Source organism: Acinetobacter sp. YH12208 (assembly GCF_013418055.1).
GTDB lineage: Bacteria > Pseudomonadota > Gammaproteobacteria > Pseudomonadales > Moraxellaceae > Acinetobacter > Acinetobacter pseudolwoffii.
The window spans coordinates 419,375-442,761 of the sequence record NZ_VPCT01000001.1 but is presented as its reverse complement, the minus strand read 5'-3'; the positions used below and the strand labels follow the sequence as shown (position 1 = coordinate 442,761).

General features: G+C 42.6%; 24 protein-coding genes and 1 tRNA gene. 10 read left to right on the top strand and 15 right to left on the bottom strand.

What is annotated here, in order from left to right; genetic code table 11:
- Window positions 1-79: 79 nt before the first annotated feature.
- The 5 genes from lptB to FTU95_RS02080 are packed head-to-tail and all read right to left on the bottom strand — an operon-like array spanning window position 80 to window position 3,490.
- Window positions 80-823, bottom strand: coding sequence for an LPS export ABC transporter ATP-binding protein (gene lptB, locus FTU95_RS02100; RefSeq protein WP_005096670.1), 744 nt, complete (start codon window positions 821-823; stop codon window positions 80-82).
- The gene (gene lptA, locus FTU95_RS02095; protein ID WP_005171293.1) at window positions 823-1,389 is read right to left on the bottom strand and encodes a lipopolysaccharide transport periplasmic protein LptA; all 567 of its coding nucleotides are present in this window, start codon (window positions 1,387-1,389) and stop codon (window positions 823-825) included. The genes lptB and lptA overlap by 1 nt, the downstream gene beginning before the upstream one ends.
- Entirely contained in the window at window positions 1,373-1,921 is a 549-nt protein-coding gene (lptC, locus tag FTU95_RS02090) for an LPS export ABC transporter periplasmic protein LptC (RefSeq protein ID WP_005096668.1), read from the bottom strand. The genes lptA and lptC overlap by 17 nt, the downstream gene beginning before the upstream one ends.
- A gap of 33 nt (window positions 1,922-1,954) precedes the next feature.
- Window positions 1,955-2,494, bottom strand: coding sequence for an HAD family hydrolase (locus FTU95_RS02085; RefSeq protein WP_005096667.1), 540 nt, complete (start codon window positions 2,492-2,494; stop codon window positions 1,955-1,957).
- Window positions 2,495-2,497: 3 nt separating this feature from the next.
- Window positions 2,498-3,490: a KpsF/GutQ family sugar-phosphate isomerase gene (locus tag FTU95_RS02080; protein ID WP_071851229.1), complete on the bottom strand. Its 993-nt coding sequence runs from the start codon at window positions 3,488-3,490 to the stop codon at window positions 2,498-2,500.
- A 484-nt stretch (window positions 3,491-3,974) separates the two neighbouring features.
- Between FTU95_RS02080 and cysS the strand changes: the two genes are divergently transcribed.
- The 4 genes from cysS (at window position 3,975) to FTU95_RS02060 (ending at window position 7,584) form a co-directional block, all read left to right on the top strand.
- Window positions 3,975-5,396: a cysteine--tRNA ligase gene (cysS, locus tag FTU95_RS02075; protein ID WP_005171297.1), complete on the top strand. Its 1,422-nt coding sequence runs from the start codon at window positions 3,975-3,977 to the stop codon at window positions 5,394-5,396.
- A 62-nt stretch (window positions 5,397-5,458) separates the two neighbouring features.
- Window positions 5,459-5,534 (top strand) — tRNA-Gly (locus FTU95_RS02070).
- A 189-nt stretch (window positions 5,535-5,723) separates the two neighbouring features.
- The gene (locus tag FTU95_RS02065; RefSeq protein ID WP_159138181.1) at window positions 5,724-6,512 is read left to right on the top strand and encodes a PaaX family transcriptional regulator C-terminal domain-containing protein; all 789 of its coding nucleotides are present in this window, start codon (window positions 5,724-5,726) and stop codon (window positions 6,510-6,512) included.
- Window positions 6,513-6,603: 91 nt separating this feature from the next.
- Window positions 6,604-7,584 carry a fatty acid desaturase family protein gene (locus FTU95_RS02060; protein ID WP_180077387.1) on the top strand — a complete coding sequence of 327 codons (981 nt, stop codon included), beginning with the start codon at window positions 6,604-6,606 and terminating at the stop codon, window positions 7,582-7,584.
- 26 nt (window positions 7,585-7,610) lie between these two features.
- On the opposite strand, the gene FTU95_RS02055 is transcribed toward FTU95_RS02060, so the two are convergent.
- Window positions 7,611-8,552, bottom strand: coding sequence for a cation diffusion facilitator family transporter (locus tag FTU95_RS02055; RefSeq protein ID WP_180000879.1), 942 nt, complete (start codon window positions 8,550-8,552; stop codon window positions 7,611-7,613).
- A gap of 132 nt (window positions 8,553-8,684) precedes the next feature.
- Window positions 8,685-9,326 (bottom strand): glutathione transferase, encoded by a 642-nt coding sequence (gene yfcF, locus FTU95_RS02050; RefSeq protein WP_180077384.1) that lies wholly within the window; start codon window positions 9,324-9,326, stop codon window positions 8,685-8,687.
- 239 nt (window positions 9,327-9,565) lie between these two features.
- Here yfcF and FTU95_RS02045 point away from each other — a divergent pair, with 239 nt between their 5' ends.
- Together FTU95_RS02045 and FTU95_RS02040 are read left to right on the top strand one after the other, a co-directional pair.
- Window positions 9,566-10,285, top strand: a complete 720-nt coding sequence (locus FTU95_RS02045) for a glutamine amidotransferase (RefSeq protein ID WP_180077382.1) — start codon at window positions 9,566-9,568, stop codon at window positions 10,283-10,285.
- Window positions 10,286-10,334: 49 nt separating this feature from the next.
- On the top strand, window positions 10,335-10,967 hold the full coding sequence (locus FTU95_RS02040) for a LysE family transporter (RefSeq protein ID WP_100357102.1): 633 nt from the start codon (window positions 10,335-10,337) through the stop codon (window positions 10,965-10,967).
- Window positions 10,968-11,038: 71 nt separating this feature from the next.
- On the opposite strand, the gene FTU95_RS02035 is transcribed toward FTU95_RS02040, so the two are convergent.
- The 5 genes from FTU95_RS02035 to FTU95_RS02015 all read right to left on the bottom strand — a co-directional run bounded on the left by FTU95_RS02035 (window position 11,039) and on the right by FTU95_RS02015 (window position 15,562).
- A complete protein-coding gene (locus FTU95_RS02035; RefSeq protein ID WP_005171307.1) occupies window positions 11,039-11,629 on the bottom strand; it encodes a YceI family protein in 591 nt (196 codons plus the stop codon).
- Window positions 11,630-11,757: 128 nt separating this feature from the next.
- Window positions 11,758-12,213 (bottom strand): GNAT family N-acetyltransferase, encoded by a 456-nt coding sequence (locus FTU95_RS02030; protein WP_005171309.1) that lies wholly within the window; start codon window positions 12,211-12,213, stop codon window positions 11,758-11,760.
- Between the two features lie 174 nt (window positions 12,214-12,387).
- Window positions 12,388-12,603, bottom strand: coding sequence for a hypothetical protein (locus FTU95_RS02025; protein WP_005096650.1), 216 nt, complete (start codon window positions 12,601-12,603; stop codon window positions 12,388-12,390).
- 134 nt (window positions 12,604-12,737) lie between these two features.
- Window positions 12,738-14,726: a transketolase gene (gene tkt / locus FTU95_RS02020; RefSeq protein ID WP_180077380.1), complete on the bottom strand. Its 1,989-nt coding sequence runs from the start codon at window positions 14,724-14,726 to the stop codon at window positions 12,738-12,740.
- Between the two features lie 452 nt (window positions 14,727-15,178).
- Window positions 15,179-15,562, bottom strand: coding sequence for a prepilin-type N-terminal cleavage/methylation domain-containing protein (locus tag FTU95_RS02015; RefSeq protein WP_074382886.1), 384 nt, complete (start codon window positions 15,560-15,562; stop codon window positions 15,179-15,181).
- A 473-nt stretch (window positions 15,563-16,035) separates the two neighbouring features.
- Between FTU95_RS02015 and metK the strand changes: the two genes are divergently transcribed.
- The 3 genes from metK to FTU95_RS02000 all read left to right on the top strand — a co-directional run bounded on the left by metK (window position 16,036) and on the right by FTU95_RS02000 (window position 19,459).
- Complete coding sequence (gene metK, locus FTU95_RS02010) at window positions 16,036-17,202, top strand: methionine adenosyltransferase (RefSeq protein ID WP_005096646.1); 1,167 nt, start codon at window positions 16,036-16,038, stop codon at window positions 17,200-17,202.
- Window positions 17,203-17,555: 353 nt separating this feature from the next.
- On the top strand, window positions 17,556-17,900 hold the full coding sequence (locus FTU95_RS02005; RefSeq protein WP_005096643.1) for a hypothetical protein: 345 nt from the start codon (window positions 17,556-17,558) through the stop codon (window positions 17,898-17,900).
- Between the two features lie 347 nt (window positions 17,901-18,247).
- Window positions 18,248-19,459: a YeeE/YedE family protein gene (locus FTU95_RS02000; RefSeq protein ID WP_180077378.1), complete on the top strand. Its 1,212-nt coding sequence runs from the start codon at window positions 18,248-18,250 to the stop codon at window positions 19,457-19,459.
- A gap of 52 nt (window positions 19,460-19,511) precedes the next feature.
- Here FTU95_RS02000 and FTU95_RS01995 read toward each other — a convergent pair whose 3' ends face one another.
- The 3 genes from FTU95_RS01995 to FTU95_RS01985 form a co-directional block, all read right to left on the bottom strand.
- Window positions 19,512-20,021 (bottom strand): hypothetical protein, encoded by a 510-nt coding sequence (locus FTU95_RS01995; protein ID WP_180077376.1) that lies wholly within the window; start codon window positions 20,019-20,021, stop codon window positions 19,512-19,514.
- Between the two features lie 61 nt (window positions 20,022-20,082).
- Entirely contained in the window at window positions 20,083-20,862 is a 780-nt protein-coding gene (locus tag FTU95_RS01990; RefSeq protein ID WP_180077374.1) for a TIGR03915 family putative DNA repair protein, read from the bottom strand.
- A complete protein-coding gene (locus tag FTU95_RS01985) occupies window positions 20,862-22,121 on the bottom strand; it encodes a putative DNA modification/repair radical SAM protein (protein WP_100355061.1) in 1,260 nt (419 codons plus the stop codon). The genes FTU95_RS01990 and FTU95_RS01985 overlap by 1 nt, the downstream gene beginning before the upstream one ends.
- 206 nt (window positions 22,122-22,327) lie before the next feature.
- Between FTU95_RS01985 and FTU95_RS01980 the strand changes: the two genes are divergently transcribed.
- Complete coding sequence (locus FTU95_RS01980; protein ID WP_180077372.1) at window positions 22,328-23,371, top strand: nitronate monooxygenase family protein; 1,044 nt, start codon at window positions 22,328-22,330, stop codon at window positions 23,369-23,371.
- The last annotated feature ends 16 nt before the right edge of the window (window positions 23,372-23,387 follow it).

Below are 23,387 nucleotides of genomic sequence, written 5' to 3'. Positions count from 1 at the left end.
TAACGTTGATTTGATGAAAAAAAACCCTCATCCGACAATTGGTGCCGTGATGTGGGTATCTTACAGACATAAAAGCTGTTTATACGGTAAAATCATCACCTAAATAAACTTTTCTTACTGTTTCATTGGCCAGAATTTCAGCTGGCGTACCTTCAGCAAGCAATGCCCCCTCACTCACAATATAAGCATGTTCACAAATCGCCAGCGTTTCACGCACATTATGATCGGTAATCAATACCCCAATCCCACGATCTTTCAAAGTGGTGATGATATCTTTAATATCACCAACCGAGATCGGGTCGACACCAGCAAAAGGTTCATCGAGTAACATAAATTTTGGATCTGCCGCCAATGCACGAGCAATCTCGGCACGGCGTCGCTCACCACCGGAAACACTCATTCCTAAAGAATCTTTGATATGAGTGATTTTAAAGTCGGCCAAAAGTTCCGCCAGACGTTGCTGACGCTGAGCCTTGGTCAAATCCTTGCGGGTTTCCAGAATCGCCATAATATTTTGTGAAATTGTCAGCTTGCGGAAAATCGATGCTTCTTGCGGCAAATAGCCAATTCCCTTGCGTGCCCGTTCATGCATGGCCAGATCAGAAAGATCCAGATCATCCAGATAGATTTCACCTTTATCCATACGTACCAGACCGACGACCATATAGAAGCTGGTGGTTTTACCTGCACCATTAGGTCCGAGCAATCCGACAATCTGGCCACTTTCCATACTAAAAGACACATCTTTCACCACCCAGCGCTTATTATAATTTTTCGCCAGATGTTTGATGGTCAAGGTTTGAACTTGCTGCGATTGTTCCATTAATCACGTGCTCCTGGAAAGGATTGTGAAGCTGATGGTGGAATCACAATTTTTACGCGACCTTCAGCTGAACCGGTTTTATTCGGTGTACCAATCGCTTCAACATCACCTTTATTCATACTATATTTTAAAGTCGCACCACGAATACTGGCCCCATCCTGCTGCAATAAGGCATTACCAGACAGGGTAATAATTCCGGTTTCAGCATTGTAGACAATTTTCTGAGCCTGACCTTTGGTCAGACCTTTGGAGGCATCTACTTTTTGCTGGAACTGTGTCGGGCTACCGGTAGCCGTGATCAGGCTAATCTGGCGCTTATTGTTCAGATTGGCCACAATTGAATTGGCTTGTAGCTTCATGGTGCCCTGTTCAATGATGACATTGCCAGAATAGGTCGTCACCCCAGTACGCTCATTAAAAGTCGCGCGATCCGCCAGTAAAGTGATCGGCTGGTTACGGTCAGATGGCAAGGCAAAGGCCGCGATTGAAGCAAGTCCAATCACAGTCGCCAGCGCAGTGCGCTTCAGGAAAGTGTGCATCATTTTGACTTTAGGAATTTGGTTCATACTTTCCTCGAATATTAAAGAATTCGTATTGACCATCATTAAGATTGGCTTTAAGACCCTGGCTGATAAATTCAGCCTGTGGAGACTCCACGATCACCGTTTTATCAGTTTCAATTTCACGTGTTTTTGGAAAAGCCGTCAGCTCCTCAGTACGGAACTCTAACTGTCCATTTTGCATGATTTTGGTGGCAAGCACTTCTTGAGAGAGTACAACTTTTGTATTGTCATCATAGCCATGCGCCATTTTGGCAGAGAAAGTCGCATCGACTTGAGCATTGTCATAGGTCGAAGCTTGCAGATTTTCCAGCTTGGAGGTCTGTTGCTGCAAGTTCTGCTCAAGTCGATCCACTTGGGCGCGAACCGATAACATGCCTGATTCATCTGTCTGGGTTAAGTTAATATCTTGAGCGGAATAGGTCATGCTGCGCGCGGAGTCCGTCTGCAGCTTATTGCCCTTGCCACTGTAATAATAATAACCACCACTTATTGCGGCAATCATCACAGCCGTAATATATAAAACTTTAGTATCCATAAGCGGTGTACTTAATCCAAAAGATATGACTTATTAATAAGGCGCACGAGTATATTTTTCAAGTAACTCTTGGTATACGCCTTTGGACATCAGCAGCATATCGCAGATTTCACGTACTGCACCACGGCCACCCAGCGCCTGAGTCACCAGGTCTGCACGGCGACGAACTTCGACATGACCATTTGGTACGGTCACTTTCATGCCAGCAATGGCAAAAGCAGACAGATCAGGCCAGTCATCGCCCATATATAAGCAGTCTTCAGGGTCGATATTGAGCTGTGCACATGCTTCGCGTAGTGCTGTGCCTTTATCTTCACGGCCCTGATAGACCAGATCCACACCCAGATCCGACATTCGTTTTTCGACAATATTACTTTTACGGCCAGTGATAATAATCACCTTGATTCCAGCCTGCTGAACCAGTTTCATACCCAGACCATCGCGGATATCGAATGATTTGATTTCATCACCAGTATTGGTCAGCGTTACAAAACCGTCACTTAAAATACCATCTACATCAAGCACTAATGCTGCAATATGACGTGCCTGCTCTAATAATACATAAGATGCCATTTATTAATTTACCCCAGCCTGAATCAGGTCATGCATACTAATCACACCAATCACTTTATTGGCCTCATCAACCACTACAAACTGGTTGATTTTACGTTCATTCATACGTTCCAGCGCCACGACTGCACGTGCTTCCTGAGAAATCGTAAGCGGATTCTTGGTCATCACGTCCTGAATTGCCAGATTGACATCAAAACCTTGCTGTTTATCAATTAAACGACGCAAGTCACCATCGGTAAAAATTCCCAGCAAGACATCATTTGCATCTACGACCGTGGTCAATCCCAGACGTTTGTTGGAAATTTCATACAATACTTTGTTCATGGCGGTATCTGGTGAAACTTTAGGTAAATCATCACCCGTACGCATCAGATGTTTTACATGTAATAACAGGCGCTTACCCAAAGCTCCGGCGGGATGCGAGCGGGCGAAATCATCTGAAGTAAAACCACGCGCATCCAGTAACGCCACCGCCAAAGCATCGCCTAAGGCCAAGGTGGCAGTCGTTGATGAGGTGGGTGCCAACCCGAGCGGACAGGCTTCCTGAATATTACCCAGGGTCAAAGCCACATCGGCATTTTGTGGCATTGGGCCACGCTCATCGCCGCTAATGGTAATTAAAGGAATTTCAAGATGTTTGATGAGTGGCATCAGCATCATGATCTCATCACTCTTGCCTGAGTTTGAAATCGCAATCAGCACATCACCCGCGACCAGCATGCCCAAGTCGCCATGACCGGCTTCACCCGGATGCATAAAGAATGAGGGTGTTCCGGTCGAAGCAAAGGTCGCCGCCATTTTACGGCCAATATGACCTGATTTGCCCATTCCGGTAATTACCAGACGACCAGTACACTGTAGAATAATTTCACAGGCCCGGCTAAAACGGCCATCAATCTGTGTGGCTAAAATCTGTAATGCATTTTCTTCGATGCGCAGTGTTTCAAGTGCGACTTTCTGAAAATCGAGTTGATTCGCTGTTTTTTGTGAATTCAAAGCCTGTTTACCTACGTTAAGGACAGAGAAAAACTCTCATTTGATGGGCACAATTTTCGCAATTTTAGCATAGCTATGCAATTGCAAGCTTTCTAAATGTAGAAGATTCGACAGATTTTTAATATATCTTGATTGTATGTGACTTACGCAGTCTGGTATCTCCACCTCTACATTTACTTCATTTTTGACGCTGTAAAATATGCTTGTTTTTTATTTTCTATCGACACACGCCTACTCTCTCCTCAATAAGTTGGGTTCAAATGAGATCATACTCACGCCAATACCACCTAATCTCCCTGGCAAACACTAGTTCTGTAAAGCTGAGCTCAATATTCTGACTTCCGTCCAAGAATCACCTTTTTATCAATCAGTATCTCTGCCTAACTATGCTAAATATCTGAGGCTTTTTACGCTTTTGTCTTTATGAATAATTATGCTTAGGTTAAGATGATTCATCCTTTTATTTGAAGTCTTTTGAACAGCTATGCAACCATTTGTTCTATATAACTCAGAGCAACGCAAAAAAGTAGAATTCGTACCTCGTGTTGAAGGTCAAATTGATTTGTATGTCTGTGGTATGACCGTCTATGACTACTGTCATATTGGACACGCACGTACAGTGGTTGCATTTGACTATATTATCCGTTTCCTGCGCAGCCAAGGCTGGAAAGTCAAATACGTGCGCAATATTACCGATATTGATGACAAAATTATTAAACGTGCCAATGAAAATGGCGAAAGTATCTCTGAGTTGACCGGCCGCTTTATTGATGCGATGAATGAAGACTTTGCCAAACTAGGCTGTCTCCCGCCTGATGCTGCGCCTAAAGCCACAGACTATATTGACCAAATGCAAGATATGATTGGCAATCTGGTCGACAAAGGCACGGCATATCCATCTAATAATGGCGATGTCTATTTTGAAGTCGAGAAATTTGCCAAATATGGCCGTCTTTCTGGTCGCAAGTTAGAAGATATGCAAGCTGGAGCTTCTGAACGTGTTGATGTCGAAGTTCAAAAGAAACATCCATTTGACTTTGTCCTCTGGAAACACGCCAAAGAAAATGAACCTGCATGGCCTTCACCTTGGGGTAATGGCCGCCCGGGTTGGCATATTGAATGTTCAGCGATGTCGACCTGCTGCCTGGGCAATCATTTCGACATTCATGGCGGCGGTGCCGATTTGACCTTCCCGCATCATGAAAATGAGATTGCACAATCTGAAGCAGCAACCGGTGAACAATATGTGAATTACTGGATGCATGCCGGATTCATTAATGTCGATGGCGAGAAAATGTCGAAGTCTTTAGGCAATTTCTTCACCATTCGCGACGTGATCGAAAAGTTCCATCCGGAAGTGGTGCGTTACTTTATTGTGTCTTCACACTATCGCAGTCCGGTGAACTATTCGGATGTTGCCTTAAAAGAAGCGAAAAATACTTTGTCTCGTTTCTACCATTCATTTAAAACCTATCAGGCGGTTTATGGCGATCATCTGGTGGAAACCTTGGATGATGCTTTGGTTGAACGTTTTAATGCCGCCATGCGTGATGATTTCAATACACCTGAAGCGATTGCAGTGCTATTTGAAATTAACAAAGAACTGAATCGTGCCGTGAAAGAAGAAAATGCGGAACAGGCAGCAATCTACTACGCAACTTTACGCCATTTGACCAATATTCTCGGTCTGGTACAACAAGATGCAGATGAATTTCTCAAATCTGATATTGGTCAGGAAGCCCTAGGATTATCACCTGAACAAATTGAAGGTTTAATTCAACAGCGTCAAGATGCCAAAAAAGCCAAAGAATTTTCGCGTGCGGATGAAATCCGCCAATCTTTACTTGATCAAGGTGTTGTTCTTGAAGATACCCGTCAAGGTACGGTTTGGCGCCGTGCTGATTAATTAATCAAACAGATTTATAGAGAGTTGACACTGCTGTGGAATTCTCTATAATTCATCTCATTGCGGGAATAGCTCAGTTGGTAGAGCATAACCTTGCCAAGGTTGGGGTCGGGAGTTCGAGTCTCCTTTCCCGCTCCAGAATACGAAAAGCCCTTATCGAAAGATAAGGGCTTTTTTATTGTGTTTAAAAAAATTCATTAATAAAAAGCATATCTCAAATCACTTATTCATCCTCTTTCACCCTGACATTTTTTGGGTTATTCACAACAAAGTGCTATTGTAAAAAAACTTCAAAACTTTCAATTCCTTTAATTACGATATCATTTCATGACTTATAAATTGAATGCCCGTCATCTGGTTTTAGACTTGTTATATGCGTCTCAAAATTCTACTGCCAGCATTAAACAGATGCTATGTGCAGCAGACTTATTAAGCATTTCTCACAATAGTTTGCGAGTTGCTGTAGCCCGATTGAATCAGGAAAATATCATTCAAGCTGTAGAGCGCGGCGTGTATCAATTGCTAGAAAAAAAATTTGATACTTCTTTTATCAGTTTAAACAAGCATCCCAATATGCAAATGGCGACCGCGTGGAATGGAAAATATGTACTGGTTTATACCGGTGCTTTGGGACGTGTAGATCGCACTGCATTATCCAAACGGGAAAAAGCACTAGGTTATTATGGCTTTCAGGAAATGGAGCAGAATGTTTTTATTCGTCCAGACAACTTAATGCTGAGCTTAACCGAATTAAAAACGGCTGCAATCCAGTTTGGATTAGATCCAGATGCACGTTTTTTTCAAGTCAGTGAGATAGATCAGGAAATAGATGTCAGTGCACTTTGGGATGTTCAAGCCTTACATCAAACTTATCTGGAGGTGAATCAAGACATTCATCAATGGTTTGATTACTCTCAAAGCTTGCCTTTATCTGATGCAGCAAAAACCGCCTTCTATCTCGGTAAATCTGCCTTATTTAGTTTACGTGCCGATCCCCTACTTCCTGCAGAATGGATAGAAGCCGAAGCTCGGCAACAATTTGAGCGGGCGGTTCGTAAAATAGAAAAACAGGGGCAATTTTTATGGCAGCAATATTTTAACAATCAGGGTGTATAATTTATTTCATATTTATTCACAAAAATAAATTGACTGTAATATTTAGGACAAATATATTGAAAGTAATGATAAGAACGCTATAGGCAAAACAATGAACACTAAGCTCAGTGTCACCGATTTTTTTAGCCGCGAAGAAATTAAAGAACTCACCACGACTTCTGACTTACATGGTGCTTGGTCTATAGCTTCAACTTGGGCTGTGATTGTGATGACCTTCGGTACAGTGGCCTATAGCTGGGAATATTTGCCCATTTGGGGAAAGGTTTTAATGTGTGCAGTGGCATTGGCTATTTTGGCAGGTCGTCAGCTGGCCATGGCGATTTTGATGCACGATGCCTCACACCATAGCCTGTTTAAAACCAAATGGCTAAATACACATTTGACCGATTGGCTGTGTGCACGCCCAATCTGGAATGAGGTCAGCAAATATCGTCCTTATCACTTGAAACATCATGCTAAAACCTCTCAACCAGACGACCCGGATTTAGGCCTGGTGAAAAACTTCCCCATTACTCAAAGCTCATTATTCCGAAAATTCTTTCGCGACTTAAACGGGCAATCTGGATTGAAATTTCTGGCAGGTCGGGTATTGATGGATTTGGAGCTTCTGGAATGGAGTGTGTCCAACGATCCCAAACCTATTCCACGTGGCGATCGTAGCAAGGTAGATTTGGCCAAAAATCTGCTGAAAAACAGTTCCGGTATGCTGCTCGCGAATGCCACGATTTTCTCTGTGCTTTGGGCCAGTGGCCATCCTAAGCTGTATTTGCTATGGCCTTTGGCTTATATCACACCATTTCCTTTATTTATTCGTATCCGGGCAATGGCTGAACATGCCGGTCTGCAAACCAGTCATTCTGCCCTAAGCAACACCCGTACCACCCGAGCAGGTTATCTGGCACGGGCTTTTGTTGCACCGATTCATGTGAACTATCATATTGAACATCATTTAATGGCATCTGTTCCGCATCAAAATCTACCCAAGATGCACCGGATGTTAAGGAAGCGCAATTATGTGGATGCTCCACCAAGTTATTTGAAGGTCATCCGCTCACTGTTAAAAAATGATTAAGCACTCCAATGCTCAAGTGGTGTGCTTTAATGCTGATGTGGTTCGGTATGTGAATGCCGATGAGGAAACTGCTCGCGCTGTTCTGGCAAGCAGTCTTCTGCCTCAATCTGTAAGGTCATTTCGGTAATATGATGCTGATGGCTTAACATCTCAAAAGCCTGATGATGCAGCTTTTTATAATCGACATGCGGCGCGACCAGATGTACCGTCAGCATGACTTTCTTCGAGGTAATCGCCCAGACTTTAAGCTGATGAATATCTTGTACGCCTTCGAGTGCTAAAAGATCATGACGCAGTTTTTCAATATCAATTTCATCCGGTACACCTTCCAGCAGAATATTGATGCTCTGTTTCAGTAAAATCCAGGTACGTGGCAAAACCCAAAATCCGATCAAGACTGCAATCAGTGTATCTACCCACATCCAGCCGGTAAAATAAATCACCAGCGCCCCGATTATAACACCGACTGAACCCAGCGCATCACTCAGTACTTCCAGATAAGCGCCTTTGATATTCAGACTTTCCTGACTGCTCGATACCAGAATTTTCATCGATATCAGGTTAATGACGAGTCCTAAACTTGCCACAATCATCATCGCCAGACTCTGGATTTCAGCAGGATTACTTAAACGTTGATAGGCTTCGAATAAAATATACATCGCCACCACAAAGAGCATTAAGGCATTAAACAAGGCCGCCAGAATTTCAAAGCGTTGATAGCCAAACGTGCGTTTGTTATCTGCCGGTTTTTGCCCAATCTTGATAGCCACCAGTGCAATCGCCAGTGCCGCAGCATCAGTAAACATATGTGCGGCATCAGAAAGCAAGGCCAGACTTTGAGTCAGAAAACCGGCAATCACTTCCACAATTAAAAAAGTCGTGGTTAATGCCAACGCTATTGATAATTTTTTGGCATTTTTTGCAGTCACAGTGACATGACTATGTTCATGATGATGTGAATTCCCCACCGGCCACTACCTCCTTCTTATTCAACGAGGACTGTATCCTCAGCATCTTTTCAAGTTTTGTTCTGATTCATATTACGCTTGAGTTTTATCTATTTAAGTAGATTTTTTTATGAACTGTTTTATCAGTCGGCATTAAATTAAAGTTTTAGCTTTTTCGTGTTCTGCCAGCCAGGCCTGTACCGAAGCCCGCCTAAAATTACGCTCGATATATTCTATTATTTTCACAGGAAGTTTCACCTGATGGCTCAGCAAACGATGCAACATAAAGGCCAGATCAAAGTCTGCAATTGACCAGTGTTCAGCCAACCATATGTCCTCTAGCATATGTTCTGCCACATTTAACAATCGCTGAATTTCTTCAGTGATCGAAGCTGTAAGAGGTGTAGATATTTTTGGTGGATGAAATACCGAATCGGAAGGCATTTGCTGACGGATTTGCATAAAATCGCTTTTGACCAAGGCTTGTATGGCGCGACATTTGGCTCTGGCCTGAATTTCCTTTGGATATAAGGCCGGATAACTTGGAGCTGGAAAGGCATCTTCCAAGTATTCAGTGATTACCCATGATTCAAACAGGCTAAAGTTATCTACTATTAAACACGGAACTTTAGCACTTGGACAAATGGCTTGATAAGTCGCAGATTTCTGTTGCTGCTGATCTAAATCAATCACAATTTCCTGAAAATCTAAACCCTTTTCTTTTAAGGCAACATAAACCGACATGGCATAAGGGCTGATTCTATTTTTATCGACATATAAACGTATATTTTGCATATCCTTGTTCCTGATAGACTTGTTGTTTTTATTCAGTACGGCAGTCTTACTCTACTCTCTTTCCTATACAAAAGAAAAAATGAACTGCTTCATGTAGCGATCACCCGAAAATGTTTAGAAACTTTCTGATAGCGCAGCGATGTTCATTGCTTTCTATTTTGCACAGGATCGGTAGATAAACCTTTTATTTTGCTTTTGATTCACGTTAAATTAAATCATTCTCTTGATATCAAAAAACTATGCTGAACTTAGCCCACCTCTCCGATACCGTGTATGCCATTCAACATCTGGCTTTTGAAGACTTAGGCGCTTGGGAAGATATTTTTTATCAGCTCGGCTTACGTGTGCGTTATTTCGAAGCTGGCATCGATGATCTTACCAAGGCTTTTAAACATCCTGGATTAACAATTATTCTCGGTGGCCCGATTGCAGTCTATGAAACTGAGGATTACCCTTTCTTACAACAAGAAATAGACTTACTTAAAGTTCGACTGGAAAAGAATTTACCGACTTTAGGCATCTGTTTAGGTGCGCAGTTAATTGCTGCTGCATTGAATGCTAAAGTCTACCCCGGAGATGTGAAGGAAATTGGCTGGTCTAAACTCAGTCTTGCTTCTATTGAAAACAATCCACTAAAAGCTCTGGAGGATATTGACGTCCTGCATTGGCATGGTGATACCTTTGACCTACCTGAACAGGTAGAATTACTGGCCAGCTCTGATCTTTATCCAAATCAGGCCTTTCGGGTAGGACAGAATATTCTAGCACTACAATTCCATGCTGAAGTGGCCAGTGAAAGTTTAGAGAAATGGCTGATTGGCCATAGCTGTGAATTGAGTCAGGCTAAAATTGATATTCCTGCACTACGCGCTGCCAATCTTCAGTTTGCGCCTGTACTGGAAACTACCTCGCAAACTGTACTAGAGCAATATCTGGCGCAATTAAATATCGTATCCTAGTCTCAGATACATTCCAGGCTAAACTCTTCCTCTCGACTGTAGAAACATTATGAGCGCATTATTCGGCATTGCCGTGATTCATTTTTTTGCCCTGATTAGTCCAGGGCCGGACTTTTTCTTTGTCACCCAAAGTGCCATCCGGCAGTCCAGAAAGCATGCTTTATGTGCAGCCCTCGGCATTTCATTGAGCATTCTGGTCTGGTCAATTTGCGCACTTGGCGGCCTGCATTTTTTATTTCAGAAAATGGTCTGGTTACAGCAGATCTTAATGCTATTGGGTGGATTATATCTGCTCTATCTGGGCAGTTTGATGTTGAAGTCGAGCTTTAAGACACCTCTACCTTTAACAAATTCGAAAGCAGAAGCTCTTTCTATCGTTCAGCCGTCGTATCTTAAATTATTGCTGCAAGGTTTTTTCACCAACATGGCCAACCCCAAAGCCCTGATTTACTTTAGCAGTGTATTTGCATTGGCGATTAGCCCTAATGCAAAACTATCAGAACAATCTTCTCTTTTAGCTCTGGTCTTTATCGAAAGTTTGCTCTGGTTTACGGTTGTAGCCATTATTTTTTCAATGCCGAAGATGACGACTTATTATCAAAAATTTGCCAAATGGATTGATGGAGTTACAGGCGGGATCTTTATCAGTTTTGGCTGTCTGCTGATTCTGAATCGTGATTAGATCTAAGTCATTTTATTTGATAAAAAAGCACCTGAATCAGGTGCTTTTTCATACTACCCATACAGAGAATCTTATTTCTTTGTAGGCGCAGGTACAGTGGCTTCAGTGGTAATCTGAACAGTAATTTTATCACCCACACTCGGTACGTTTGCTCCTAAACCAAATGCAGAGCGGTCAAATGAAGTGGTTGCATTGAAACCAATTGCTGGAACTTTCATCATTGGATGTTCAGCCTGTTTGTTTAAAACAGCATCCAATACCACAGGTTTGGTCACGCCTTTAATAGTTAAGTCACCAGTAATTTTGAAGTTCTTTTTGTTCTGCGTTTCTACTTTGGTACTTTTAAAGCTGATGTTTGGATATTTTGCTGCATCAAAGAAATCGGCTTTCTTTAAGTGATCATCTAAAGCTGTCACGTTGGTATTAATACTGGATACTGGAATTGTCACATGCACAGCTGACTTTGCCGGTTGTTCATTGTCCACCACGATTTTGCCCTGAATATCAGAGAAATTACCAGATGGCGTAGAAAAACCGAAATGATCCCAGCTAAATACGGCTGCAGTATGGGTCGGGTCAATTGTATAGGTTACTGGTTTTGCAATAGAAAATGTTGCTACAGATGAAACCGCTAAGCCTAATGCTAATGTTTTGAAATTCATGTTTTTATCTCTCGTTTTGGATGTTATTCAGTGTATAGAATTAAGAAATATTTACAGCTCTAAAGATAAAACGTTTTGTTGCAGCGATGAAACGATAAATTTGTAAGTTATTTTTTAAATTTCTATTATTAATCCATACGGTACTGGATAAATCCGGTCTTTTTGGCCACTTTATCATAGAGCATTTGTGCCTGACGATTTGATTCATGCGTGAGCCAGTAAACGCGGTCACAATTACGCTGTTCTGCCACCTGATAAACCTGTTCAATCAACTTGCAAGCGATACCTTGACCTCGATACTGCGAAGGCACAAATAAATCCTGCAAATAAGCATAAGGCCGTAGCGTCCAACTGCTGTCATGCTCGACCACATGTACAATGCCCACCACTTTTTCATCAAGCAATGCAGCAAATCCATACATCGAATCTAGCTCAGTACTGTGTAATTTCGCCCAGGTATTTTCACTGACCTCGTCACAGATCTTCGCATGATAAAAAGCCTGATATTCTTGCCATAAAGGCAGCCATTGGTACTGTGATATTTGCTCTAAAGATTTGATCTGAATCTGGGAATTTATTTTCATGTTTACCAACTTCTTTTGCCTATTTCATCAATATAAGCCGTTTCGATAGGGTGCTGAGTTCTATAGCGAGTTACAAGCTTATCTTTATCTCATCTGGTTTTGATAAGCAACTTCCAGACAAAAATCATCTGGCATAAAAAAAGCCCCAATCAGGGACTTTTTAGTATTTTAGCTTTACAGTTTTTCAACCAGAATACGATCAACCTGTTTTAGGCCAGTCGTCTTTTCATGGTTTTTACGGCGGACTTTGATGACTTTTTCTTCCGCGAGTTCTTGCAGCATTAACTCAACCGCCATCATGGCCTCAAGAGGTAGATCCTGCCCGATCCATTTCTGTTCGCCTGCATCCATCAGAGTAATTTCTTCGCTAATTTGCTCGTACAAGCTCATGTTCATCTCACTTTTTGCATTCAATTATCAAGAGAACTCTTCAACTCTTGTCACATGAAAACAGAGCTAAAAAGACCAAAAAACAAAAAGACGCCCCAAAACTGGGACGCCATTTTAAACTTTTAAAGGGCTGATTAAGCAGTAATTTCTTTTACTGCTGCAACAACGGCTTCAGTGGTAATACCAAAGTGCTGGAACAAGTCTTTTGCAGGTGCAGATTCACCATAAGTACTCATACCAATTACGCGACCATCTAGACCAACGAATTTCCACCAATAATCTACATGCGCTGCTTCAACCGCAACACGCGCACGAATATTGGATGGAAGAACTGCTTCACGGTACGCTGCATCTTGCTTCATGAATTCTTCAGCACATGGCATAGACACAACACGCACGCCTTCAAGCTGTGCATAAGCTTCCATTGCCAAAGCAACCTCTGAACCTGTTGCAATAATAATCGCTTTTAATTCGCCTTTTTCTTCAGCCAATACATAACCACCTTTCGCAGCGTTCTCAATTTGTGTTTGAGTACGAGTTTGGAAAGCTAAGTTTTGACGAGAGAAGATTAATGCTGTCGGACCCTCAGAACGAGTCAATGCAGACTTCCAAGAAATTGCAGCTTCAACGGTGTCACATGGACGCCAGGTATTCAGGTTTGGTGTACCACGTAAAGATGCAATTTGCTCGATTGGCTGATGCGTAGGACCATCTTCACCGAGACCAATAGAGTCATGTGTGTACACATGAATCACACGTTGCTTCATCAAGGCAGACATACGTACTGCATTACGTGCATATTCCATAAACATCAGGAATGTAGCCACATAAGGAATGAAACCGCCATGCAGCGCAACACCATTGGCGATTGCAGTCATACCGAATTCACGCACGCCATAATGTACGTAGTTACCCGCTGCATTGTCTTGTACACCTTGCGCACCTTTCCACAGCGTCAGGTTAGAACCAGCCAAGTCAGCAGAACCGCCTAGAACTTCTGGCAATAATGGAACCAGTGCTTGCAATGCATTTTGGCTTGCTTTACGTGTCGCGATGGTTTCAGCTTTAGCATTCACTTCAGCGATATAAGCATCTGCTTTTGCAACGAAGTCCGCTGGCAAATCACCTGACATACGGCGTTTTAGCTCTGCCGCTTCAGTCGGATATTTTGCAGCATAGGCAGCAAATGTTTCATTCCACGCTGCTTCAGTTTTAGCGCCCTTGTCTTTGGCATCCCAAGCTGCATACACATCTTCAGGAATAACAAATGCTTCGTCAGTCCAGCCTAATGCTGCACGCGTCAAGAAAATTTCATCATGCCCGAGTGGCGCACCATGGCTGTCTTCTTTACCTTGCTTGTTTGGTGAACCCAAACCAATCACTGTTTTACAGATAATGATGGTTGGCTTAGCAGTTTCAGCTTTAGCTGCTAAAGTTGCAGCACGAAGCGCTTCGCTATCATGACCATCTACTTTAAGTACTTGCCAGCCGTAAGCCAAGAAGCGTTGTTCGGTATCGTCAGAGAACCAGCCTTCTACTTCACCATCAATCGAGATGCCATTGTCGTCATAATAGGCAATTAATTTACCAAGACCTAAGGTACCTGCCAATGAACACACTTCATGTGAAATACCTTCCATCAGGCAGCCATCGCCCAGGAAGCAGTAAGTAAAGTGATCCACAACCTGAAGGTCATCTTTATTAAATTGTGCGGCTAAGGTTTTTTCAGCCAGCGCAAAACCAACAGCATTGGCAATCCCTTGACCTAGAGGACCAGTCGTCGTTTCAATCCCGGGTGCATAACCCAATTCCGGGTGACCAGGTGTTTTAGAATGAAGTTGACGGAATGCTTTTAGATCTTCAATCGAAAGATCGTAGCCCGTTAAATGAAGCAGTGCATATTGAAGCATAGAGCCATGGCCATTTGACAATACAAAACGGTCACGGTTAGCCCAATTCGGGTTGGTCGGGTTGTGGTTCAGGAATTCACGCCAAACCACATCAGCGATATCTGCCATCCCCATTGGAGCACCTGGATGTCCTGAGTTTGCTTTTTGCACAGCATCCATTGCCAATACACGAATTGCGTTTGCAATACGACGTTCATTAAGCGGGGTTGTCATAAATCAGAGTCCAAAATATTCAGAAATAGGAAATGATGAAAAGACTTTCAAAACTATGGTCTATTGTCTTAAAAAAACAGCGAGGGGTAAAGACTAAGCAACAACATTTATCAGTTTATTAGTCTTGTATTTCCTTATCGGGTAATTATTCCACATTTTTCTCTCTAGTTCTGTTTTCTCTGGTCACTTTTGCGAGGGATTTATTAGACATGATAGTTAGCATATTATTGTCTGATTGAGCTTTTCAACTCTGGATTTTTTAGAATTGGCTGTTAATTCGTTTTTAATCTAAAGTCGGCTCCATCCGTTCAAAGCGAGATGTGTCATATAATTTTCTCGTTGATGATGGAAAGCATTGATGATTCATTCTTATCAATAGATCGATCAACGTATTTATTTTTTAGATGAAAAGCTTACATCTATTTAGGCTCAATCATAAGCAACAAGCGTGCTTAGCGCCCCTGGCAGCTTTTAGGTAAATAGCGCTGATAAATATCAGTCGAGAAGCATTTTCCCGTATAGACATCAAATGCAATTGATTTACCCCGAATCGCTGCATCTAGGCCTTGCTGTCGCAGCTTAAACTCAATTCGGCATGTTGCATTAATCACCACTTTTTCGATATATCGTGTATTCCCTCCAATCTCGCGTCCAGCATCACAATGCTGACCTGAGGCAATGAACTGAGTTCGATATGTGCCAGCCTGCTCAAACACTTCAGCCAGTTGAGCGCGTACCACATAGCCCTGATAGCTCATAAACGCCATGGTGGCTAAAATCGCCATCATCGTCAGTACAATCATCACCTCAATTAAGGTAAATGCCTTTTGATACATCATGACTTATCTCCGTACAGTCTTACTTCAAGAAGCCCATACAAAAAGAATCTTGGCCATGCTTAACCGGCCAGTAGTGAAACCTTAGGCCTAATATGCAGAGAAGCCGATGCAACAACAATACAGCTAGTCGAATCATGTTGAATCACATGCGAGCGTATTAATGTAATAATCATTTTCCTGAAAATTGCTCAGATTTTAGCTTTATATTTTTCCAATCAGCGATCTTTTAAAATTTATTCGAGAATATAACTGTTTAATTTTGCTACATCTGGGAAAATCCGGATTAATTTGTCGCTCCTTGCCAAATCAGCAATGACGGTTAAATCGACATATCAATTTTTTTAATTCTATTAATCAATTAAAAACACAATAATTTGAAACAATTTCGACCAATTTTGTCGTGTTAAGCTAGTCCTAGAGCGCAACTCGATGTAACATATCGGGTCTTTAAAATTAACTGTGATAGGACTATGCGCGAGTACGCTGTATTTACTTCGGAATCTGTAAGCGAAGGCCATCCAGATAAAATGGCTGACCAAATCAGTGACGCTATTTTGGATGCAATCTTAAAAGAAGACCCTTATGCACGGGTTGCTTGTGAAACGCTTGTAAAAACAGGTGCGGTTGTACTTGCCGGTGAAATCACAACGACGGCCAATATCGATTTTGAAGCGGTAGTACGCCATACCGTGAACGGTATTGGTTATCACCATTCTGATCTGGGTTTTGATGGTTCGACCTGTGCCGTAATCAACATGATTGGCAAACAGTCACCTGAAATTGCTCAGGGTGTAGACCGTCAGAAACCTGAAGATCAAGGTGCCGGCGACCAAGGTTTGATGTTTGGTTATGCCAGCCGTGAAACTGACGTTTTAATGCCTGCGCCAATTACCTATGCACATCGCTTAATGGAAAAACAAGCAGAGCTTCGTCGTAATGGAACTTTGCCTTGGTTACGCCCAGATGCGAAAAGCCAAGTGACCTTTGCTTATGAAAATGGCAAACCTGTTCGTTTAGATGCTGTGGTTTTGTCGACTCAACACGATCCTGAAATTTCACAAGCCAATCTTAAAGAAGCTGTGATTGAAGAAATCGTGAAGAAAATCATTCCTGCCGATATGTTCCATGCAGAGACCAAATTCCACATCAACCCAACGGGTATGTTCGTGATTGGCGGCCCTGTCGGTGACTGTGGTTTGACAGGTCGTAAAATTATCGTAGATACCTACGGTGGTATGGCGCGTCATGGCGGTGGTGCTTTCTCTGGCAAAGATCCATCTAAGGTTGACCGTTCTGCTGCCTATGCAGGGCGTTATGTAGCAAAAAATATCGTTGCGGCTGGTCTTGCAGACAAGTGTGAAATCCAGGTGTCTTATGCGATTGGTGTTGCTGAACCTACTTCAATTTCAATCAACACTTTTAATACTGCAAAAGTATCTGAAGAATTGATTATTGCCTTGGTTCGTGAGCACTTTGACCTACGCCCATATGGCATTACCCGCATGCTGGATCTGATTCAGCCAATGTATAAGCAGACTGCGGCTTATGGTCATTTTGGCCGTGAAGGCTCTGATACGGCCTTTACTTGGGAAAAAACCGACAAAGTGGAAGCACTTAAAGCCTCTGCTGGTCTCTAATTTTCTCTTTAAAAAGCCCGCACCCTGCGGGCTTTTTTTATGACTGGGATTTTATTGCTTAAAATCATCTTTTTTACACGACTGACAACTTAAATCGCAAGATTAATAATATACCCTGTTCACCTCCATCATCCTTGAATGCTTATTAAATTAGAAATTTCTTAGTTTCTGGATCTGACTCATCTAATACACTTAAAACAACTTATTAAATAAGTTATGAGCGAGTTAAAGCAGCATAAGTATTGAAAAAAGTTACAGTTAATCAACAAATTTTGATCTATTTTCTAGCATAAACTTTAAGAAATGACTGTTAAATTAGTTGGCAGCTATACAACAACAAGGGATATTACTCGATGAATAAATTAATGATTGCTTTAGGTTTAGTGGCAACTGTTGCCTTGGTCGGCTGTAACAAAGATAAAGCACCTGAAACCGGGGCAACGACAGGTGAGCATTTAGAAAATGCAGCAGATCAAGCCGGTCATGATATGCAAGATGCAAGCCGTGAAGCTGCGGTAGACACTGAAAGAGCCTTGGATAATGCAGCGGAAAATACAGCTCAAGCAGCTGACGAAGCTGCTGCTGCAACGTCTCGAGCAGCAGATGCTACTGCTGAAGCAGCACGAAAAGCCACTGCGGCCACTGCAGCTGCGGTTGAAGAAGGTGCTGGCAATGTTCGAGAAAAAGCTGAAAACTGATTTTAGCTCTCAGTTTAATGCTTAAAAAGCCTGCGATTCAATTTGCAGGCTTTTTTATGTACTTCATTTGAAAACCCAGAAACTCAAAAATGCTCGATACTGATCTATAGGCATAAAACCATACGATTAAATCTGCAATTTATTTAAGCTGCTTAAGTATAGAGAATTACAGAATAATGAAATGTTCCATTAGATTTATTTTTATAATTCACTCCCATCAATCAGATAAAGTGATAAAACTTATTAACTATAAGAATGACTTAATACTCACTCATTGGCCAAAATGGGCTGCATTTAAGCTGAAATTCAGTAGAATACCAGCCTTTATTTTTAAAATTTAATCTCCCATGTCAGTCATTGCTGCTGCTTCCCAACGGTCGAATATTTCGGTCTGGGTGGCTTTTATTTTACTTGTGATCGGTACAATCGGTGCCTATCAGATCGTTGGCTTAAATCAGGCCTTGTTATTTTTAATCGGTGGTGCGCTAGGCATGACCCTGTACCATGCCTCATTTGGTTTTACCTCGAGTTGGCGCGTCTTTATCAAGGAACGTCGCGGTCGTGGTCTGCGTGCACAAATGATTATGCTCGCTCTAGCAGTATTGTTATTCTTCCCGGCTTTAGGTGCGGGTGAATTGTTTGGCAACCCGGTCACAGGTAACGTCAATCCTATTTCCATGTCAGTCATGATTGGTGCCTTTATTTTCGGCATCGGCATGCAGCTCGGTGGTGGTTGTGCATCGGGTACGCTGTATACCGTGGGTGGTGGTAGTGCACGTATGCTGGTAACACTCTTGTTCTTCTGTATCGGCTCTGTGATTGCAACCTCACACTTAGACTGGTGGTTTGCCCTGCCGCATCTGGAACCTATTTCTCTGGTACAGAGTTTAGGGGTGATGCCTGGATTACTGCTGAGCTTTGTTATTTTTGCACTGATTGCTGCGGCGACTGTTTATTTCGAAAAGAAACGTCATGGTCGTCTGGAAGTAGAACCAAGCAGTGAGCATCAAGGCTGGAAACGCTTTATTCGTGGTCCATGGCCTCTGATTTGGGGCGGGATTATTCTGACCCTGCTCAACTTTGCGACGTTGGCACTTGCAGGTCGTCCTTGGGGCGTGACTTCTGCCCTGGCAGTTTGGGGTGCAAAAGGCGCCACTTTAGTGGGTGTTGATGTAACTGCATGGGATTATTGGCAGAAAGCTGGCAATGCCAAAGCACTTGCAGAGTCGTTGTGGTTTGATATTACCTCGATGATGAACTTTGGCATCATGCTCGGTGCTTTGCTGGCAGCCAGTCTGGCTGGTAAATTTGCCCCGAATTTCAACATTCCGAAACGCTCGCTCATTGCTGCTGTTGTCGGTGGCATCATGCTCGGCTATGGTGCACGCCTGGCTTATGGCTGTAATATTGGTGCGTATTTCAGTGGCATCGCTTCAGGCAGTTTACATGGCTGGTTATGGCTGGTGTTTGCCTTTATCGGTAATGGTATTGGGGTGAAACTTCGTCCAATCTTCTTCCCGGAAGAAAAACCACAAGCTGAAAAAATTACAGGTTGTTAATCATTTAAATTAAAAAGCCCATCTTAATGATGGGCTTTTTTATCTTTAAGATTTAAAGCGCGGCTTTTAAATTACAACCATAACCCATGGTCTGCTGAACCTGACGATAAGTGGTATAGCGATCCAGAATAAAAGTATAGAAGTGATCGGCATTCGAAAAATTGTCTTTTAGATTTTCATTGGCAGCATTCGGCAATTGGATGCCATCGACCAGTTCCAGATTATAATGCCCCAAACGATACATATCGGCAAAATAAGCATTCATCATATCGCAATAGGCAATTTTACTTGGTTTTAATGCCGTACTGCTGACCAAATGACGGTTTAAAGTTTGCAGATTATTCACATCTAAAGGAAACTGGTGTGAGAAAGCAATACTTTCTAGTTTTTTAAATTTCTGAAAATCCTGAGCCAATTGGCTATTGAGTGCATCAAAACGTTGCTGCAATTCCTGCGCTGTCTGAACCTGATATTTGACTGGATCGACGACCGGTTTTTGTGGCTCTTTCGAGCATGCGGTTAATCCAATGAGCAGCGCCAATGACGTTAGCCATACCTTCATATCTATGCACTCAATCTAAATATAAACGCTTATTATGCCTGAAAGATGCCAGATGTACTGTTTAAAGTGTTTTCTCATTCATATAACGCCAGTAGCGTTTCGGTACATATTGAATATGCAGTTTCATATTGTTACGTGTCTGAATATTCACACTATTAAAATAATCTTTCCAGAGCTGATCATACAGCCATTCATCATCATCCAGTTCGATACTGAATGACTGACTGTGCCCAATCTGGATTTGTGAATCAATTGCTTCAGCATTCATCTCGACCTGATGTACCTGCTCTAAATCATAATAAATCCCGTAATTGCGCAGCTCATCATAAATCAGCCAGGATTGATCCTGATAGCGCTCCTGAAAATGTCGGGAAATAATCGGTAGAACATTAAAGTCTGGCTTAACCAGACTCAGGAATAGTCCATCCTTGGCCTTTTTAAAGCGTACAAAAGCCTCCATACGGTGCTTTTCCCGTCCGACTTGCTTGGCCCATTGCGACATACCGATAACCGCATGATGACCATAATCTTTATCGACAGGTCGCTGGTTTTGAAATACATAAACCGCGAAATCAAATAGAATCTGAAACGCTGCTTCTTGTTCCGACAGAAAAGTATAGTAAAAGGCACGCAAGCTGCTGGAGGAGACTTTTTGCTTGAGCCCCTGCCAGACCCGCTGTCCATGCTCATCATTAGAGCTAACATAAATAAATTCATCAAACAGGCCATTTTGTGCTTGTGGATTGGCAGTGATGCGGGCATTCAATTCCTTAAACTCAAAAGCCCGAAATACACAACTGAGCAAGCCGGTCATGCTGCCATCAAAACAGTAACAGGCCATCAGAATGCCAGTCCAAGCTGTGGTGAAAGCTGCTGCTGATATTTAGATTGACCAGACTGTAAAATTTGCTGACGGATCTGATGCGATTGCTGATCTTTCTTAAATTTTGGCGTATCAGCACAGCGGATAAAATGCTGTGCGCGGTTATATGCCACACCCATGCGTTTTAGCTGATCGATATGAATCTGACCAAAACGGCGTGCCTGTACAATTTTTTTGGCCGAACTTACCCCAATACCCGGTACACGCAAAATCATTTTATAGTCGGCATGGTTAATATCAACTGGAAAAGCTTCAGGATGTCGCAAGGCCCAGCTGAGTTTGGGATCAATATCCAGATCCAGATTCGGATGCTGGTCATCGACAATTTCATCGGCAGAAAATTCATAAAAACGCATTAACCAGTCGGATTGATATAGACGGTTTTCTCTTAATAATGGCGGCGCTGAACCGACAACCGGTAAGGCTTTTTCTTCAGGATTAATCGGAATATAGCCGGAAAAATACACCCGTTTCAGCTTAAATTCCTTGTAATGCCGATCGGCCATTAAAATAATGTCTTGGTCAGTTTCACTGTGTGCGCCCACCACCATCTGTGTGGTTTGTCCGGCAGGTACAAATTTTGGCACCGATTTAATCAATTTGCGTTCATCTTTGAGCTGGATCAGTCGATCCCGCACAATCCCCAAATCTTTTTGTACTTCGGCATGGGTTTTTTCAGGCGCAAACTTCTGTAATCCGGCTTCAGTCGGCATTTCCAGATTAATACTCATGCGGTCTACGTATAGTCCGGCTTCGGTAATGATTTCCTGAGATGCACCCGGAATGGTTTTCAAATGAATATAGCCATTAAAGTTTTCTTCTAGTCGCAGTTTTTTCACCACCTGTAGCATCCGCTCCATAGTGTGATCGGCTGATTTAAAAATACCCGAGCTTAAAAACAGACCTTCAATATAATTACGGCGGTAAAAGTTCATGGTCAAATCCACCACTTCCTGCACGGTAAATGCTGCTCGCTTGACGTCATTGGAACGGCGCGAAACACAATAAGAGCAATTAAAAATACAGACATTGGAAAATAGAATTTTCAGCAAGGAAACGCAGCGGCCATCTTCGGTGTAGCTATGACAAATACCATTGCCGGTATTTCCTACCCCTTTGTCTTTATTTTTACGATTGCTTCCACTGGATGAACAGGACACATCATACTTGGCAGCATCGGCTAAAATTTGCAGTTTTTCACGGATACGATCAGACATGAGCTCAGAAAGATTTGACCAAAATGCTATTATAAAGTCTTCAATTGCAGCGCTATAGTTGATCTGTCTGGCTAGCGACATAGCGTGTCGTGAGAAATGTAAATGACAGCTAAGCAAAGTTTAAGTATTTCAAAATAAAATAACCAATATGATTTGCTTAATTTTGAACTCAAGGGCAAAGTAAAAACATAACAAGGAGCAAATCTATGTCTTTATTAGAAAATCTCGGAATTAAACATCCTATTTTCTTGGCGCCGATGGCAGGTGTCTCTACAGCTGAACTTGCAGCTGATGTGTCCAATCAAGGCGGCTTGGGTTCACTCGGTTTGGGAGCCAGCAGTATCGAGGCAGCACGACAACAGATTTTAAAAACTCAGGAATTGACAGACTGCCCTTTTCAGGTGAATTTTTTCTGTCATGACAGTGTGCCCCTAGATGAAGCTGTCGCGCAGGCATGGATCGCACAGTTTAAAAATAAATTTATTGAATATGGGGCGCAGCCACCCGAGCATTTAAACTGTATTTATCCGAGCTTTAAAGACAATGATGACTTCCTGAATCTGGTGCTGGAAACCAAACCACGGGCGGTCAGTTTTCATTTTGGCATTCCGCATCCACATCAGATTCAAGCCTTAAAACAGGCGAGAATTTTAACCATGGTTTCTGCGACCAATTTTGCCGAAGCCAAAGCCATTGAAGCTGCCGGAATTGATATTATTATTGCCCAAGGCATTGAAGCCGGCGGTCATCGTGGAATTTTCAGTACCAAATTCGATGCTTCGGTCAAAACCTCTAATCTGGTGAAACTGATCAAACAGCATTGTTCCCTGCCGATTGTGGCCGCAGGCGGGATTATGGACGGCCAACAGGCAAGACAAATGCTGGATTTCGGTGCCGATGCCGTGCAACTTGGCACTGCATTTGTACAGTGCAAATCGTCCAATGCCAATGAGGCTTATCGTAAAGCCCTGCTTTCCAAGCCACTCACTCAAGTCAGTGCCAGTATTTCCGGCCGCCCTGCTCGCGGAATCATCAACCACTGGCATATGGATGTCGACACACCCGATCGTCTGGATGTGCCGGCTTATCCTTATACCTATGATCTGGCCAAGCAATTACATGCTGCTGCAGCCGAGCATGGTGATCAGGGTTATGGCGCGTTCTGGGCAGGCTCAAATGTGGCACAAATTCGTGAAATGGAAGCATCCGATCTGATCAATCAGCTGGTGCTGGAAATGAAACATCTCTAAAATTTATCAGCATAAA